General features: G+C 30.5%; 14 protein-coding genes. 3 read left to right on the top strand and 11 right to left on the bottom strand.

Annotation, left to right across the window (positions count from 1 at the left end):
• Nucleotides 1-13: 13 nt before the first annotated feature.
• The 4 genes from A7L45_RS08110 to A7L45_RS08095 are packed head-to-tail and all read right to left on the bottom strand — an operon-like array spanning nt 14 to nt 4317.
• Nucleotides 14-1471, bottom strand: coding sequence for a methylaspartate mutase subunit E (locus A7L45_RS08110; RefSeq protein ID WP_071612309.1), 1458 nt, complete (start codon nt 1469-1471; stop codon nt 14-16).
• 17 nt (nt 1472-1488) lie between these two features.
• A complete protein-coding gene (glmL, locus tag A7L45_RS08105; RefSeq protein ID WP_071612308.1) occupies nt 1489-2883 on the bottom strand; it encodes a methylaspartate mutase accessory protein GlmL in 1395 nt (464 codons plus the stop codon).
• A complete protein-coding gene (gene glmS / locus A7L45_RS08100; RefSeq protein ID WP_071612307.1) occupies nt 2884-3315 on the bottom strand; it encodes a methylaspartate mutase subunit S in 432 nt (143 codons plus the stop codon).
• Between the two features lie 33 nt (nt 3316-3348).
• On the bottom strand, nt 3349-4317 hold the full coding sequence (locus tag A7L45_RS08095) for a GntR family transcriptional regulator (RefSeq protein WP_071612306.1): 969 nt from the start codon (nt 4315-4317) through the stop codon (nt 3349-3351).
• Between the two features lie 277 nt (nt 4318-4594).
• Here A7L45_RS08095 and citC point away from each other — a divergent pair, with 277 nt between their 5' ends.
• The 3 genes from citC to A7L45_RS08080 all read left to right on the top strand — a co-directional run bounded on the left by citC (nt 4595) and on the right by A7L45_RS08080 (nt 6514).
• Complete coding sequence (gene citC / locus A7L45_RS08090; RefSeq protein ID WP_071612305.1) at nt 4595-5638, top strand: [citrate (pro-3S)-lyase] ligase; 1044 nt, start codon at nt 4595-4597, stop codon at nt 5636-5638.
• 7 nt (nt 5639-5645) lie between these two features.
• Entirely contained in the window at nt 5646-6158 is a 513-nt protein-coding gene (gene citX / locus A7L45_RS08085; RefSeq protein ID WP_071612304.1) for a citrate lyase holo-[acyl-carrier protein] synthase, read from the top strand.
• Nucleotides 6159-6307: 149 nt separating this feature from the next.
• Nucleotides 6308-6514 carry a hypothetical protein gene (locus A7L45_RS08080; protein ID WP_071612303.1) on the top strand — a complete coding sequence of 69 codons (207 nt, stop codon included), beginning with the start codon at nt 6308-6310 and terminating at the stop codon, nt 6512-6514.
• 138 nt (nt 6515-6652) lie between these two features.
• Here A7L45_RS08080 and A7L45_RS08075 read toward each other — a convergent pair whose 3' ends face one another.
• The 7 genes from A7L45_RS08075 to A7L45_RS23160 form a co-directional block, all read right to left on the bottom strand.
• Complete coding sequence (locus A7L45_RS08075) at nt 6653-7081, bottom strand: zinc ribbon domain-containing protein (protein ID WP_071612302.1); 429 nt, start codon at nt 7079-7081, stop codon at nt 6653-6655.
• A 50-nt stretch (nt 7082-7131) separates the two neighbouring features.
• Nucleotides 7132-11511 (bottom strand): dynamin family protein, encoded by a 4380-nt coding sequence (locus A7L45_RS08070; protein WP_071612301.1) that lies wholly within the window; start codon nt 11509-11511, stop codon nt 7132-7134.
• 143 nt (nt 11512-11654) lie between these two features.
• Nucleotides 11655-12065: a hypothetical protein gene (locus tag A7L45_RS08065; RefSeq protein WP_071612300.1), complete on the bottom strand. Its 411-nt coding sequence runs from the start codon at nt 12063-12065 to the stop codon at nt 11655-11657.
• Between the two features lies 1 nt (nt 12066).
• On the bottom strand, nt 12067-13869 hold the full coding sequence (locus A7L45_RS08060; RefSeq protein ID WP_071612299.1) for a dynamin family protein: 1803 nt from the start codon (nt 13867-13869) through the stop codon (nt 12067-12069).
• Between the two features lie 38 nt (nt 13870-13907).
• The gene (locus A7L45_RS08055) at nt 13908-15791 is read right to left on the bottom strand and encodes a dynamin family protein (protein ID WP_071612298.1); all 1884 of its coding nucleotides are present in this window, start codon (nt 15789-15791) and stop codon (nt 13908-13910) included.
• Nucleotides 15792-15859: 68 nt separating this feature from the next.
• Nucleotides 15860-16117 (bottom strand): hypothetical protein, encoded by a 258-nt coding sequence (locus tag A7L45_RS08050; RefSeq protein ID WP_071612297.1) that lies wholly within the window; start codon nt 16115-16117, stop codon nt 15860-15862.
• Nucleotides 16072-16218 carry a hypothetical protein gene (locus A7L45_RS23160; protein ID WP_169829580.1) on the bottom strand — a complete coding sequence of 49 codons (147 nt, stop codon included), beginning with the start codon at nt 16216-16218 and terminating at the stop codon, nt 16072-16074. The genes A7L45_RS08050 and A7L45_RS23160 overlap by 46 nt, the downstream gene beginning before the upstream one ends.
• Between the last annotated feature and the right edge of the window lie 531 nt (nt 16219-16749).

Here is a 16749-nt window from a genome sequence, read left to right as displayed (position 1 = left end):
TAACAAATTATTCCTATACTTTTGCTGGTCTTCCTATAAGTTCTCCATTTCCTACTGCGAATACATCATCTATAGTCATTTGAAAGCTCACTTTTCTCTTTTCAAATTTTGCTCTCTCTTCAAGTTTTTTCATATTTAAATCTATTAATTCCTTTGAAAATGGAAGATTCCCAAAATTTAGATATCTTATTGATCCATCGTTGTCTCTTGCAGGCATCATTTTACCAGCATTATATTTACTTGGTGCAAATGGTATATCAATAACTCCCATTTCAAATCCCTTAACTACACCTATAGCTAAGTCACCTTTTCCAATTTCATATACCTTATCTAACATACACTTTGTTTCAGCTTTTATTATTTCCATCTCTGTTTTTAAATCTTGGGACATATGCATCTTTTGGCCACGCAATAAGTTTAAAGTCATCTTCGTAGTCCTTATACCCTCACCATTAGCTTCTTTAGTAGGAATACCTACAGCTTCATGTGGAGTTTTAACTATTACTTTTGTTGCTCCCGCAAGTGCTGCAGTTCCTGCCCCTGTAGATATAACTCCAAAAGCTTTTGCTTCATCTTCTGGGAATCCACCCATCCACTCATGTAACACTGTTGTTAAATATACATCTTTATAGCCATTAGCCTTTAAGTATTCATCGCATTGCTGCTCTAAGGCTCTTATAGCTGCTATATCTTGTATTAAATTTCCGCACTGACCATATCCAACTGTAATGTTTTTAACTCCTTGCTCAGCAGCAAGTAAAGCTTCGATTATTGCAACTGCATTTGATGTACTAGGAGGAACTAGTGTTCCTGTTAAGGGTCCAAAAGGCTCTCTATTTATTGGTATTCCTTGTTCTTCATAAAATCCAACAAGTCTATCACAATATTGCCAGTCCAAAATTGACTTTGTTAAAGGTGCATTTTTGGCATATGGAATATTGTACGATATGCATCCACCTTCATTTGAAGTCCAACCCGATGCATGTGTTATTTCAGCTAATAATCTTGCATCTGGAGTTCCATGTCTTGATTCTAATGGAACATTTATTGATTCAAAAACTTGTCTGCATCCCTTAACTCCATGATTAACTGCTGGGAATCCATTTAATAGTGATCGTCCTGCCTTTATACTCTCTTTTATTCCAATCTCACATTCATCATATCTATTAAGTCTTGTATAACTATCTATTGTTGTTGGTAATAAATCTGCTCCACCCTCAATTTCTAAATATCTTAATAATTCAATATGCTTATCAATTAATGCAACACCTGCTCTTGGCTGTGCAAGTGTTATACCTGCTTCTTTAGCCTTCCTTAGCTTTTTTGCAAAATTTTTGTGATCTGGAATTTTCTTATTGTATTCTACAGCTTCTTTTAAATCTACCTCTTTACCTGTTGGCCATTGCTCTAATACTTCTTTTCTAACCTCAAAGAACTCATCGGTTGTCCACTTCTTATTTCTTATTTCCAATGATATTACCCCCCTGCTTATACTTTTACTAAATATTTTTTCATAATTCTAACTGCTTTATCCGGATAATATTCGGATAATAGGCCCATTGCAGATAATATATAAGTTTTATCAATCAAATAGATTGCTTTACGTGGTTTTAAATACATTGGATTTTCTTCATTAAAAGCTCCTGCTTTTAAAATATCTTTCGGATTCTCACTGTGTATTAACACTCCACCTGTCCCTATCATATATTTCACTTCCATAAGATCTTTACCTATTTGAGTATACATGGCTCCCATTGGTGTGTGTGTGCTTTCAATAGTACCTACATGTCTCTCCATTGATAACTCTGTTGCAACTTTAGCCATAGCCTCATCAAAATGTATTTCCTCCTTAGTAGTCGGAACCATCTTTATGTGTTCTACTCTATATTTGCAATTTGCATCAATATCAATTTTTCTCTCAGGGTCACAAAGATACTTTCTCATCTTCCTGCTACCAGCTGCCTCTCTTAGTGAAATTGCAGAATATCTCATTCCAAGATCGCCTTCAACCGTTCTCTTAGCAAAAGGTTCCTCAAGGCCCCTTGTGGTAACTCCACCCTTCGTAGGTTCCCCCTCTGATATAGAATGTATATCTGTTGTTGCGCCACCAATATCAATTACTATTAAATCCCCTAACCCACTTTCCTCATCACTGCCATCACTAAGTATCCTTGCAGCCTTTAGCACAGCTGCTGGCGTTGGCATTAATATACCTTTTATCAATTCTTCTGCATTTCCGAGCCCCTTAGCGTCAATTATTTTTTCCATAAATACTTTTCTAATTTCTTCTCTTGCTGGCTCTACATTTAGTTTATTTAGCGATGGCATTACATTTTGCGTAATTGTAAAATACATTTTAGCTTTAGTAAATATTTGTCTTATCTCATCGCTTGTTACCTTATTTCCAGCTACAACTATTGGTAATCTAACTCCATTTTCAGCTAACATTTTTGCATTGTGTATAATGCACTCTTTGTTGCCACCATTAGTTCCACCTGCAAGAAGTATTATATCTAAATTTGAATTTTTAATTTCATTTATTTCATCTAAAGTTAATTCATAGCTATATACTTTTAATACTCTTGCTCCAGCTCCAAGTGCAGCTCTTTTGGCAGCCTCTGCAGTTAACTCTGGCACGAGCCCAATAGCTACCATTTTAAGTCCTCCTGCCGCTGAGGAACATGCTAATTTTTTAATGAAATTTACATTTTTTCCAATTAACTTTTCTTCTATTTTTAAATAGGCTTTTTCAAAGCCTATCATTATATTCTCCTCTATTGTGGTTATATCTTTAGCTGTAGCAATTACCTCTTCCTTTTCGAGATCTACAACAGTTAGTTTTGTATAGGTACTTCCAAAATCTATGAGTAAATAAGCATCCACTTATATCACTCCTAATAATGTCGTAATTCCTAAATCCTCTCTTAAATCATGTATTGTTGTCTCAATGCTAGTACCTGGTGGATATATCCTATCAAATCCCATTGCACGAAATCTCTTGGTTACTTGTTGCCAATTTTGTTTTCCTACAACTATATTCCCACCTACAAGAAGCAATATACCCTTCAAACCTGCTTCATCACATTTTTCTCTTATACCTCTGCAATCGATTTCTCCTTGTCCGTAAAGCGAGGATACTATTATAGCATCTGCATTAGTTTCAACAGCTGCATTAATAAAATCCTCTTGTGGAGAAAGTACCCCTATATTTATAACATTAAATCCAGCTTCCGTTAAAGCATAATCTAAAATTTTATTGCCAACTGCGTGACAATCTGATCCTATTACTCCTAGAACTAAAGTCTTTTTAGTCATTTTAAAAAACCTCCTAAATAATTTTTTAAAACATTATTTTTTAAACTCTATCTCAATAATCCTCGACTTAAGTGCTTTTACTGATCCCTCATCTAAACTATATAAAAATTGTATTATCTCCTTATTACTAGAATTAATATTATTTACATCCGTAAATCTTCCAGGTGATACTATCATCACATCTGATTTTTGAATTATATCCTTAAGTTCATTATAATCAGTGGTATTTGAGTATTCTATATCAATTTCAGATAATCCCGCTTTTTCTAACGCACTTTTCACTTTAAACATAAATTGTTCAGATATACATACAAATGCAAACTTTGTATGCTCGCCATATCTAGCAATCTTAACTATTGGTTCTAAATTAGGTTTTATAGCAACTCCTAGAATTTCTTTATTAAGGCCAACAGTTAAACTTGTAACTTCATTAACGTGATTGAATGTGGTTATTATAAACTCAGCCTTTCCAATCTTATCCTTCGTACCATTGTCCATCTTTTCTAATTCACTTATGGTCATATGCATTACATTCATATTACTATTGTTACTAAGTTGCTCACTAAACATTTTAGCTTGTTCTATATTGCACTCTACGTATATTGCTACTACTTTCTCCATTAACTGTTTTTTCTCAACTACCCTTTGTATTACTAAATCTAAAAACACTTCCGGTTCCATTCCTATTTCTAAAGCTTCCTCTAGTCCTAAGTCAATAAATTTTATAATCTTTTTTTTCACATCTAGGCTCTCCCAGCATGTAGCTTCTTCAACTACAAACGTTCCTTTTCCTTGATATGATTTCAAAACTCCATCTTGCTCCAATGCTTTATACGCAGCACTTACAGTGTTTCTACTTACATTTAACTGTTGGGACAATTCTCTCTCTGTAGGTAATTTTGTTCCAACCCTTAGGGTTCCTTTTTTAATCGCATCCATAATTTGCATTTTAACTTGGATATGAAGTAGTACTCCATTATTTTTAATTATTTCAATGTCCATAAAAATCTCTCCTAATCCGTGTTTTATTATTGGACTACTCCACTTCTTACTTATATTACCATATGGACTAATCCAATTCAATTGTTGTTTTATAGGCATTAATGTTATTTTTATTCCTTTAGCTCAATTAGGCATGATTACCTAGCTTATCCTTAGTTTTATACTATTTTTTCCATTTAAGTAAAAATTAATTTCCAGTGATTTTTCTTTACATAATTTAGGATAAAGAATAAACTATTTGTATAGATATGGTAAAACTTTCATAAGGGGGCTTTTCATGTATGGTTATAATGTTGAAATAATTAATTTAAAGGATGAATATAAGTTAAAAGAAGTTAAAGATTTTTTACAAACATTTGACCTACTACTTGATGACAACGTCGATTATACTATAGTTATTAGACAAAATGAAGATATTAAAGCCACTTGCTCTAAGTCAAAAAACGTGTTCAAATGTTTTGCAATTTCAAATGATTTAAGAGGAGAAGGGGTATGCACTATATTGCTAGAAGCACTAACGGATAAACTTTTTAAGGAAGGTATTTATCATAGTTTTATATTCACTAAGGTAAAAAATACTGATATATTTATATCCCTTGGATACAAGCTTGTACATAAGATAGAGAATGTAGCCCTGCTTGAAAGTGGAATATATTATATAGAAGAATATTTAGAAAACATAAAAAAAGAATACAATATAACTTCAAATATTCAAAGGTCAGCAATAGTTATGAATTGTAATCCCTTCACCTTGGGACATATGTATTTAATAGAAGAGGCCGCACGGCAAAGCGCAGAAGTGCTAGTATTTATAGTTGAAGAAGATAAATCCTCTTTTCCATTTATCTATAGATATTCTATGGTTAAAGAAGGTGTTTCCCATTTAAATAATGTGCGGGTGATTAAAGGTGGAGAATATATTATTTCACAGGCTACGTTCCCATCCTATTTTTTAAGAAAAGAAGATGTAATACTAAAGGCATATACTACATTAGATGCATCAATTTTCGGAAGATATTTTTGTAAAGCTCTAAATATAACTAAAAGATTTATAGGAGAAGAACCTTATTGTAAAGTTACAAACGCTTATAATGAAGCATTAAAACAAATACTACCCACCTATGGAACCAAAGTTGTAGAAATAAAAAGGAAAGCTATTATGGGCGCCATTATCAGTGCTTCAAATGTCAGGAAGTTAATTAAGGAAGACCAAATAAACCATATTGAACATATAGTACCAATTTCCACATGGAAATTTTTAAATACTCTAGTAGGAAAGGAGATAGTGGAGAAAATAAGAATCAGCGATTCTCCACATTAACTATGATATGTATACAGCAGAAGATATAATGCTCGCAAGAGAAATACGAATTAAATATCAAGAAGAACTAGTGAAGCAATATAAAATCCCACTACTGGTTATTAGAGTTAATTATCCAGGAATTAATAAAAACAATTATTATTCACATGAAATAACTAGGATTATGTACAAAATAATCTGTGAACTGTTTTCTAATTCTATTATCTTTAAAAAAATCATTACAACTGCAGAAGGCTTAATTGTAATCATGTGTATTAATAATGGAGCAAGAGATATCAAATTAACTACACTTAATTTAGAGGATAACCACATTTTAGGAAGATGTGTAGACCTAGATGTATATGATGAAAATGGTAGAAGTATTAGTAGAAGAAATTTTGGGTTAGAAATGAGAAAATGCTATATTTGTGACGATATAGCTCATATTTGTGTAAGAAGTCAAAAACACAGCATAGAAGATGTTGAAGGATTTATTAAAAGCAGATTTTCAGAATATACGAAAAAATTTGCAACTATATAAACAATAATTTTACAATTTATGGTATAATAAATTTAAGATGTACATGATGGTCAGTACTATAGCAAGAACACCTTTGGATGTAAAAAAGTATATTAAATTTTGGTATTAACTTATATGTACTACACTAAACAAAAAAGGAGCATTAGCCTATGGTAGATTCAATTGTAGCATGCAAAAAAGATTTTAATTATCACCATGGAAGTGGATTAAACCTGTCAATATCTAAGGGCGATACAGCAAAAATATTCATATATGGAAAAAACATTGTTAGTATTTACATGTTATCTTGCGTAGATCGCCAATCAGAAGGATATAAATTAACACTTTTACCAGAAGAATATACTGAAAACTTCTAGTTAGTTATATTGTAAACTATTACTAAATCTAGATATGCTATAAGGGATGTGTCTTATTAGGCACATCCCTTATCACACAACGCTAAATTTTATTTAATAATATTTAATTAAATAATTGAGTAAATCCAATTATTTACCTTATAATGTATCATCATCCTCAATAGAATCACTAAATTCAGCAGAATTATTACTTTTTACCAATTCCTGCTTATTTCCACAATTAGGACAAAAACTAGTGTCAATATCTATCTTAATTCCACAATTAGAACACTTTTTAATTTTCTTCACATTAAATATTTGCTCTCTAATTTTTTTTATTTCTTCATCATATTCAATTAAATCATCACATTTATTTTTAATCTCTTCTTTTAATTCCACTTTAGTTATGTAACTGTTATACACTAACTTACCTATCCCCAAATAAATAATTTCTTTCTTTTTTTCTATAATATCAATTTCAGCATTTAGCTTGGATATTTCTATTAAATCATTTGATTTTTGTACAACATTAGAAGCACCATCACTTAAAGATTTGGTTATTTTTGAAAAACTATCTTTAAAAGCCATATAAATCTCCCCCATTTTTTAGTAAACATATGTAGCTATACTTTTATATGTTAGAACCATTTTTTAAAATCGAATAAACCTACCTTCTTAGTCATTACTTTCTCTAGTATTTTTATTTTATTAGCAAGAACACCTTCTAAAAATTCACACTGATATAAATCACCATTAGAATATTTATAAATTCCTAATCCATGTTTTTTACCATATCTAAATGTGCCATCATAATTATCTCCGTTTATATAATAAACTGTGACTTTTCCGTTCAATTTTCCATTTTTAAACTCGCCATTGAATTCATTACCTTTGGCATTTTTAAAATTACCTTGTCCATTTTGAAGTCCATCCTTAAATTGACCTACATAAACAGCACCATCTACATATTTTAAAGTTCCTACTCCGTTCATCTTACTTTTTAGCAATTCTCCTGAATACTGATTGCCATTTATAAAATTATATATTCCTTTTATGAAACTATCATTTTCAAACAATCCTATACACTTTTCTCCATTGTTATATGTGTAATTTCCTTGCCCATGCATCTTATTATTGTAAAATTCACCTTCATAAATATCCTTACTTAAAAAGTATAATTTTCCTACCCCATTATACATATTTTCTTTAAATTCACCTTGGTACTGCGTTCCATTATTATAAACCAGTTTACCGAATTCATACATCTTATTATCAAATATATCTCCATAAAAAATATTGCCATTTAAAAATCTATATACAGCATTTTTACACGTTCTGTCATTAATCCATATCCCTTCATATTCACCCATGTTAAGTATATTATAGATACCTTTGCCACTCTTACCTTGATTATATTCACCGATATAATTATTACCAGTACAATAATTAATTTTTACTTTCCCAGCAAGTTTATCATTAAAAAATTTACCTATATATATATCCCCATTTACTTTAGTTAAAGTTCCATCACCATTCATTAAATCATTGTTAAAATCACCATAATACTTATCCCCATTACTTAGAGAATATGACCCCAAGCCTTGTTTTTTTAGATCAATCAACGGCCCCTGATATTGATCTCCATTAATGTAATCTATCACAACATTACCTACTAATATGTCTTCCTTCCATATAGCATTTATTTTATCTCCGTTATTACGTATCAAATTAATTTTACCATTCTTTTTATTGTTTTTAAATTGTCCTATATATTTATCTCCGTTAATTTTAAGAAGTTCACCATTTCCACTAAATAAACCGTCTTCAAAATCCCCACTATAAACTTCACCATTTTCAAATTTATATGTACCATATCCTACAACTTTATTTCCAATCAAATTTCCACGATATGCATTATCATTTGTAAACTTATATGTTCCCATAACAATCTGCTTTTCTGTTAAATATTCACCTTCAAATATATTACCATTTTCAAATACAAAAATAAATATTCCTTGATAAATATTTATAGCATTATTGTCAAAGTTGCCAATATACTCTCTTTTATTTTCATATATTAGATGTCCTTGTCCAAATTTTTTACCATCTTTAAAATTTCCATTATATTTATACTCTTGAGGACTTATTTCAACTCCTAAACCATTAATGCTTCCATTAACAAAATCTCCATTATATACTTTTCCTACTTTTGTAATTAACTGACCCTTTCCTTTAGCTATTCCATTAGATATATTTCCATTGTATTTATCTCCATTACTAAACGTAAGAGTACCATTACCAACAACACTATTATTTTTAAGTTCTCCGATATATGTATCCCCATTATTCAATATATATTTAGTACTTCCAAGTAAAATATCATCTTTCCAAAGCCCTTCATATTTATCTCCATTGCATCTAATAAAGACACCCTGTCCATTTCTTTTATCTAATGTAACTTGGCCTTTAAATTGATCACCACTAGGGTACTGAATAGTTGCTTGTGTTTCCGCCACATTTCCATTCCATTTAGAAATTATTTTATTACCATTATTGAGGTGTAAAATTCCAATTCTAATAGTGTCAATAAATTCCCCTATAAATTTAGTACCATTATTAAAGTAATATGTTCCATGACCATGAACTTTATCGTTTTGAAATTCTCCTTGATATGTTTCTCCAGATTCGTACCTTAACTCACCTTTCCCATGTTTTATTAAAAATTTAATATCGCCGTTATAACATTCTCCATTAGTATAGTATATTTTACCTACACAATCTTCTATGCCATTAAATTTTCCTTCATACTTGTCTCCGTTTATATTAGTAAAAATTCCTTGACCATTAATCAGATTGTTTTTAAAATCTCCCTTATACTCAGAATCATCTGCAAATGTATAAGTTCCAGCACCATGGAGCTTATCATTTAAAAATTCACCAACATATATATCTCCATCTTTATAATCAAGAGTACCTCTTCCATTAAACTCAAAATTTATAAAAGAACCAGAATAGCTATAATCATTTTCAAATAAATATAACCCTGAACCTATTAAGTTATTATTTTCCAATGTAGCATTATAGGTATTACCATCATTGAAAATGCATTGTATATCACCAACCATTTTGCTATCTTTCCAAGTTATTTTGCATCTATTACCATTTTTAAATGTATATGTTTTTTTACTTTCGTTATTATTAAAATTATTTTCAAATATATTTGTTCGAGTAAAATATTTTTCTTTACTTACTTCACAATTTGTTTTTGCACCATTACAATATACATTTAGGGGCACTGTACTATCATTTAATATAAATTCATTGGTTTTGATTATATCAATATCATCGCCCAATTTATTTGAAATTGCTACTAATAAAAAATCAATTTTATTCATTAGTCCATTTATACCGATAGTATCAGGCATAGTTGTCCCATCTAATTCAATATTATTATATACATATATAAGACCTTGATTAATTTCTGCAATTATATTATTCTTTAAAATGTCTCCATATTCTACAATCCAATTAGTTTTTTTCCTCAATAAAATTACTTCACTCTTCTCTTTTTCTAAATCACATAAAATATCAGAAATACTTTTAATGTTTTTATTTATGGCCTCACGACCGTTTTTTAAAAATTGTATTATTTCTTTTTCATTCTTGCTTATACGTGTTTTCAATGAACTATTTCTGCTTTTTATACTGTCAATTTGTGACTCTATTATCGTCGTGTTACTTTCTTTTATGTTGTTTTTTATATCTACATCTAATTTTTTTTCTAAGTTATAAATTTCTTTAGCTTCCTCTATTAACACAACATCTGCTTTCTCTATGCTTTTTTTTATTAAATTTATCTGTGTAGCGTTTTCTATTTCTCCTGGCAAATTAAAAAGTCTGACAGTCAATCCAATCAAACTAACATTTTGCTCTGGACTCCAGTTTTGCATATATTCATTGAAATATTCCTGCCTTTTCTTAAGGTTTTCTATTTCATTATTTATAGTGTTATAATTATCGAAAAGCTTCTTGTATTCATCTTCCTTAGATATAATGGATGCATATAACTCCTTTAAACAGTCCTTTAGCTTTAGAAGATTGCTTTTATATTTTTTGAATTCACAATTCCCAATTAGCTCATTTTTAAAAATTTTATCAAACTCTTCCCATTTACTATTTTTTAATCTTACAGGATCATTACTCTTTTGTGCCTCTCTTGCTTCAAATGCAGAAATACCAACAATATAGCTTACATCCGCTCCCATCCTTTTTTTTAAATCTTCCAATATTTCATCAATATCCTCTTCTTCTGGATCAATTTCATCAATCCTATTAACTATGCCCATAGGACGCAATTTTTCACCTAAATTCTTTATCTCAGATAATTCAGTTCTAGAACCAGCCTTTGCATAGGAAAAAACCCAAAGAACTAAATCAGCACGATTTACAAATTGCTTTGTTGCCTCGGTATGAATAGGATTTGCATTTAATCCAGGAGTATCTACGATTATTAGATCTTTAAGAATAGGATTTGGAAGACCAACGTCCAAATGATGGATGTTAGCACGAAGTTTTTTTCCTTCAGGATCACTCTCCGATGATAACCGCTCTAACATTTTAATAGAATATTCCTTATACTGTTCGTTATCAGAATAAGCTTTCAATGTTTTCTTCTCGCTATATACTAACCTTGTTACTACAGCCGTTGCAGGCGTAACATCAGACTTCAAACAGTCTTCACCTAACAGTGCATTAATAAAAGTGGATTTTCCTGTTTTAAACTCTCCCATTATAACTACTGTAAATGGTACTGCTGAATCTTTTGAAAGCTCATTAATATCTCGAGCATTTTTATTAAGTTCTTGAAACATTTGTATTTCTTTAGCTACTCTTCCTAAAAAAAAGCTCATAATATTATTAGGTGATTCGATCATATGCCACGAACTTTTTTTTACTTGTTTTACTATTTGTTTATTCTTATAAGAAACTAAATTATTAGATTCATCATTTGCTTTCATTAGCAAAGCTCCTAACATTACTAAATTTTGTAACTAACTTGTCTATCTTTTGTAGTAATAGTATGATGAGATTTCCTTACCTTCTGGATCTCCCTCTGCTGAAATAACTACTAACATTATAATTATTTTCATGTGATCTTCCCCTATAAATTTAGCGATGGCATTTCATAGGAGTTTACGTGTGCAAGTGGATCTGCAGAGCTTAAAATAGAAGCTCCATTTCCAAGTTGCTGAGTTTGAGCTGCCATATGACCATCTACATATAGGTCTTCTCCTCCGAATATGTTGCTCTCTGTATGACCAATATTACTTCCATGGTCATACATATCGTGACCACCAAATAAATTAGACTCTGTATGTCCAATATTATGTCCATCAGAATACATGTCTTGTCCACCTTGAACATTACTCTCCGTATGTTCTACCTGATGACCACCAGAATATGTATCCTCTCCACCAAAAATATTATCTTCTGAATGAGATATTTGTTGTCCATTCGAGGTTACATCGTGACCTCCAAAAACATTATCGAATACATTAAACATACCACTCATATTACATACCGCCTTCATTAATAATTTTTCTTAATTTGTTAATATTGTCTATTGATTTATTAAAAGTGTCAATTCGCCCTTTTGAATTAAAACTTAAATTTTGTTTTTCTTTAATTTCTCTTTGAATAACTAACAGTTTAGAATTTATTAATTTATCGTAGGTTTCACTACAGGCATTCTTAATTTCTTTTGTTTTACTTAAAACTAAATCATCCAGACCAGAAGAAAAATTTTCTACTACAGTATCTAAAGCAATATTAAGCTCTGGCAGAAGTTTAACCTTAGCAGCAGCAAGTTTACCCTGCATCATTTTTTTTGATATAAACGGATATCCAGCCATTCCAACAAAAGGCAGTAAAACAGAACCTACCATTAGAGCCCCAACTGTCCCAAGAGATGCTGCGATTACTCCAGCTGTTATAGGCGTACGTGATATATCTTCAGCTTTAATTTGAAACGAATATAATTTTGTTTTATCTACCTCAACAAAACCTATATCAAGATTAAATTTAGTAAATGATGCATTAAAATGTTTTGAAAGTCCAAGTGCAAGTTCTCTTTCAAGCATCTGAAGCATCTTACTTATTCCACCCATATTTTGTTCAATCCATCCATTAACACCTCTTTTTATCATCCTAGGTAAATATTTTTCTATAAACTCCTTAAAATCAACGCCCTTAAACTCTTCAACCTTTTCCAAAATATCATTTCTAAGATTTTCTCCAAAATGATTTACAGACTTTCTTACTATTGCAATCATTTCATATTCCTGTCTTCTTACATATTCGCCCAAGGCTTCTTTTCGTCTTTCTTCTTCTTTTATCATTTTTGATATGTTTTCAAGTCCAGATTGAAGTTCATCTACACTAGCACTTTCTATTAGAATTAAAGACTCTAATTCACGCTCACTTGCATTTAATATCATAATAAATCTCTTTTTATAACGACTAATTTTTTCTTCAGTTTGTGCTCCAGAATCAATTAGTTTAGTCATAGCATCTTCTACCAGTAAAATACCTGATTGTTCAAGAAGTAATTCATCTCCATTAATCCTTGCCTCTAATGCATTCCTTGCAGATATTCCAAATAATTGTACCTCTCTACCTCCTAATGCATTTTTAAGTCTGTCTGATATATCATCAACTACCTCTTCGAGTTCGTCCTCATCTATCTGGTCTATGAAATTAGCAATAAACATTATTTTATCAATCCCCTTGCTTAGAAGGTTATCTTCAATAAATTCTTTTTCAGTTCTCCTTACAGGACTTGTAGCATCAAGTAAAAATAGCACTGCATCAGCTCTTGGAATAAATTTATATGTAACATCTACTCTCTGCTGATTCAAATCATCAACACCTGGTGTATCTACTAAAACCACATTGTTTTTTAAAATTTCTGAAGGCATACCTACTTTTATATACTGAATTGTATTAGGATCAAAGTCTGTACCCGCAACATATTTTTTTAGATATTGGTTGTTAAGTTCTAATTTCTCCACTGTACCATCCATATTATAAACAGACATTTGTCTTTCTTCATTCCAAAGCATAGCGTTTATTGTAGCAGTTGTAGGCGTAACATCAACTGGCAACAAGTTCTCACCTAATAGCGAGTTTACAAATGTCGATTTTCCTCTTTTAAACTCACCTAATACCACAACAGTATAAAATTCATTCTGCAAATCCTCAAGTAAATCTTCAGAATATTTTTTTTGCATACTTTCAGGAATATGAATCAGTATTTCATTTATTAGTTCCTTGATGCTTAATTCCATTTCTTCCTTTAATTCATCGAATGTTTTCATTATTTAAATTCCTTTCACCATCTTACTGTTTATATTAGCTAGCCAGCCAGTAATCCATTTAAATCATTTATTATATCCCCTAATAATTTATCCTGCTTAAGTAAATCTTTCCTTATTTCATCAACTTTCATTTTTTCACTACTTCTATCATTTAAAATAGAATTTAATTGCTGCTCAATTCCAACATACTTTCTGTCTAATTCAGTTTTAAGGTTATTAATTACGGTACTTAAAGAATTCTTCCACTGCTCATCAAATGATTTTATAAGTTCGGGGATAATATCACGATATCTACTATCAACCTGTTCCCTTGCTTTTTCAAGTATTCTTTCCCTCTTCTTATTTTGGAAATATGAGAATATATATTTACCACCAAAGAAAGCTACTGGAAGAGCAAATACTGCTAAATGTATAGCGCCAACAAATGCAACTATCCCTAATGCACCTGCCCCACTTTTTATGTAACTCATATCTTCATCTACACTCTGCAAATTCTCTAAATCCAGGGATTTATCAACTGACTGGAAAGTTAATTCATCAATAATTGAGTTGTTAATAGCCTCCCATTCATATCCTAGTTTTCTGTTAACCCTTTCAACTTCATCACTTATTAAATCTTGCTGTTTCTTGCTTATTCTGGACTGTATTTCCGTCTGCATTGGTGCAACCACATTTTCAATGGCTTTTGCTATCTCCTCGTTGCTAAGCGTCCCTTGATAATTTCGCACAGTACTTCCAGCCGAATTTGCTATTCTCTCAAGTCCTTTTCGTAACTCACCTTGAGTTTCTAGTCCAGAACTCATAAGTATACTTCTAAGTCCACTAATAGAATCATTACAAATAGTTTTTACTCTTTGCACTTCAGGTCTCAACTTCTTAATCTTTTGTTCCAATTCATCGAGTCCTATGTTTAAGGTTCCTAAGGAAATAGCTATTGAACTGTTTTTTAACTCAGTACTTATCCTAATACCTCTTTCTATAAACTTAGATAATTTTACAGATCCACGCTCGTTTGTTAAAAATTCAGATATATTTTCTTCAAGTTCAATGAACCCAGTTGATTCAATAGTATTAGGAATAACCCCTTTTACATCTTCATTATTATGCGCTCTTCTATAATTTAAGGCACCCTTAGCAGATACCATAAAAATTCTAGGATTAGAACTAACAGACTCTAAATGTTTTCTTGCATATTCAAGCACCTTAGTTTCATTTGCTTTCTCTTGCATCCTATCTTTAAAATTAATAACATAGTATATTTTTTGGATATCTGATTTTATAATTCTATCTTTAATGAAGCTCATTTCTGATTCAGTTAATATTTGGCATGCTGATAAAAGCACAATAGCAACATCAGATTCTGGTATAAACTTGTATGTGATTTCTTCTCTTGCTGCATCCAAGTCATTTGTCCCTGGAGTATCCACAATTTCAACTCCACCTTTACATATTTTAGTTGGATACCCTATTTCAGCAAAAGCAATATCACTTATTTTTCGAAGATTATTTTGATAATCATATTCTGATTGTTCATCACCTATAATAGGTTCTTTAGGTGCAATAATTTTTTTAAATTCTTCCTCAGTAATATCTCTATAATTCTCCTTTTTATCTCTAAATACCATTCTATATTTAGGAGACTCACTAAAATAAATTTTATTTAGAATTGTTGTTGTTGGCTTAGTTGATGCTGGTAAAATTTTCTTGCCAAGCAGCGCATTTATAAATGTAGATTTACCCCTAGAAAACTCTCCTACTACTACTATTTTAAATGTATCATCATTGAGTTCAGTAATTGACTTTTGTATAGCCAGTACTGTCTTATCTATCCCTAAGCTCAAAGCTATTTCGGATATCTTGCTTAACTTACTTTCTAAATGTAGTCTTTTATTTTCAAAAATTGATAAGTCAAAACCTGCCATGTTATTCTCGTCCTCTCTGTGTGGCTAAAATATAAATATATTATTTTTAATCCATTTCACCTTTATCTCTACAATTTACTAATTCTGTCAATTATATTTTTAAGTTCTATTAACTTCTTGTTAGGCACAATGTCATTTTCTTCATCCATAAGTACTTCATTATATATCTTCAAATTATCTTGTAATAATGCTCTTAAGTGTTTGATCTCTGATTTATTTAATTTTAACAAAGATATTGCACCTACTCTTTTATCTTTCCATTTAAAGATTGTATCTACCTTTAATTTAATATCATAAGTTTTATCACCCTCAGGAGTGAAAACCACTTTTCTCTAACTCCCTTAATTACATCATCATCTTTCAATTTGTTTTCTTGTATATAATTTTTCATACACGCCTCTACTGTCATACTTCCAAAACTGTTCACTTCTTTATAGCCCCCTTGATGTTGTAAGCCTAATACCCTTTATTTAAAGGAAATTTTATTAATGGTTATTATTTTTTTCCACTCAATCATAGACATTATAACAAAATATTCATGTAATATTTTGTCGAACTATCTGATAATATATACTTTATGGTATTTTTTCTTATTTACACTTAAATTAACACTTCCACTTTTAATTTAAATACAAATAAAAATCTAGCATATCTTTATTATGCTAGATTTTACAATATATTCTTGGCATTTTAGTCCATCTTTATTAAAAATTTTATCCATAGTACCTAACATTAAAATAGATAGATTAAAGAAGTATCTAAAATTACTTTGATTACTTGTGACGATATAGCTCATATTTGTGTAAGAAGTAAAAAACACAGCATCGAAGAGGTTGAATGATTTATTAAAAGCAGATTTTTAGAAAATACGAAAAAGATCGTAAGTATCATATGATTACTAAAATTATTTTTCTATTTATTGCTGAGTCCTTGATGTCTAGGGGTTATGGCTTTCGGA

This window comes from Clostridium estertheticum subsp. estertheticum (assembly GCF_001877035.1).
Lineage (GTDB): Bacteria > Bacillota > Clostridia > Clostridiales > Clostridiaceae > Clostridium_AD > Clostridium_AD estertheticum.
The sequence above is the reverse complement of the archived record's forward strand: the minus strand, read 5'-3'. Positions and strand labels throughout refer to the sequence as shown.

Coding starts and splice junctions, on each gene's coding strand:
- glmS (WP_071612307.1), bottom strand. CDS start 3,315: ATGACTAAAAAGACTTTAGTTCTAGGAGTAATAGGATCAGATTGTCAC.
- A7L45_RS08065 (WP_071612300.1), bottom strand. CDS start 12,065: ATGAGTGGTATGTTTAATGTATTCGATAATGTTTTTGGAGGTCACGAT.
- A7L45_RS08075 (WP_071612302.1), bottom strand. CDS start 7,081: ATGGCTTTTAAAGATAGTTTTTCAAAAATAACCAAATCTTTAAGTGAT.
- citC (WP_071612305.1), top strand. CDS start 4,595: ATGTATGGTTATAATGTTGAAATAATTAATTTAAAGGATGAATATAAG.
- A7L45_RS08070 (WP_071612301.1), bottom strand. CDS start 11,511: ATGAAAGCAAATGATGAATCTAATAATTTAGTTTCTTATAAGAATAAA.
- A7L45_RS08060 (WP_071612299.1), bottom strand. CDS start 13,869: ATGAAAACATTCGATGAATTAAAGGAAGAAATGGAATTAAGCATCAAG.
- citX (WP_071612304.1), top strand. CDS start 5,646: ATGTATACAGCAGAAGATATAATGCTCGCAAGAGAAATACGAATTAAA.
- A7L45_RS08095 (WP_071612306.1), bottom strand. CDS start 4,317: ATGGACATTGAAATAATTAAAAATAATGGAGTACTACTTCATATCCAA.
- A7L45_RS08055 (WP_071612298.1), bottom strand. CDS start 15,791: ATGGCAGGTTTTGACTTATCAATTTTTGAAAATAAAAGACTACATTTA.
- A7L45_RS08080 (WP_071612303.1), top strand. CDS start 6,308: ATGGTAGATTCAATTGTAGCATGCAAAAAAGATTTTAATTATCACCAT.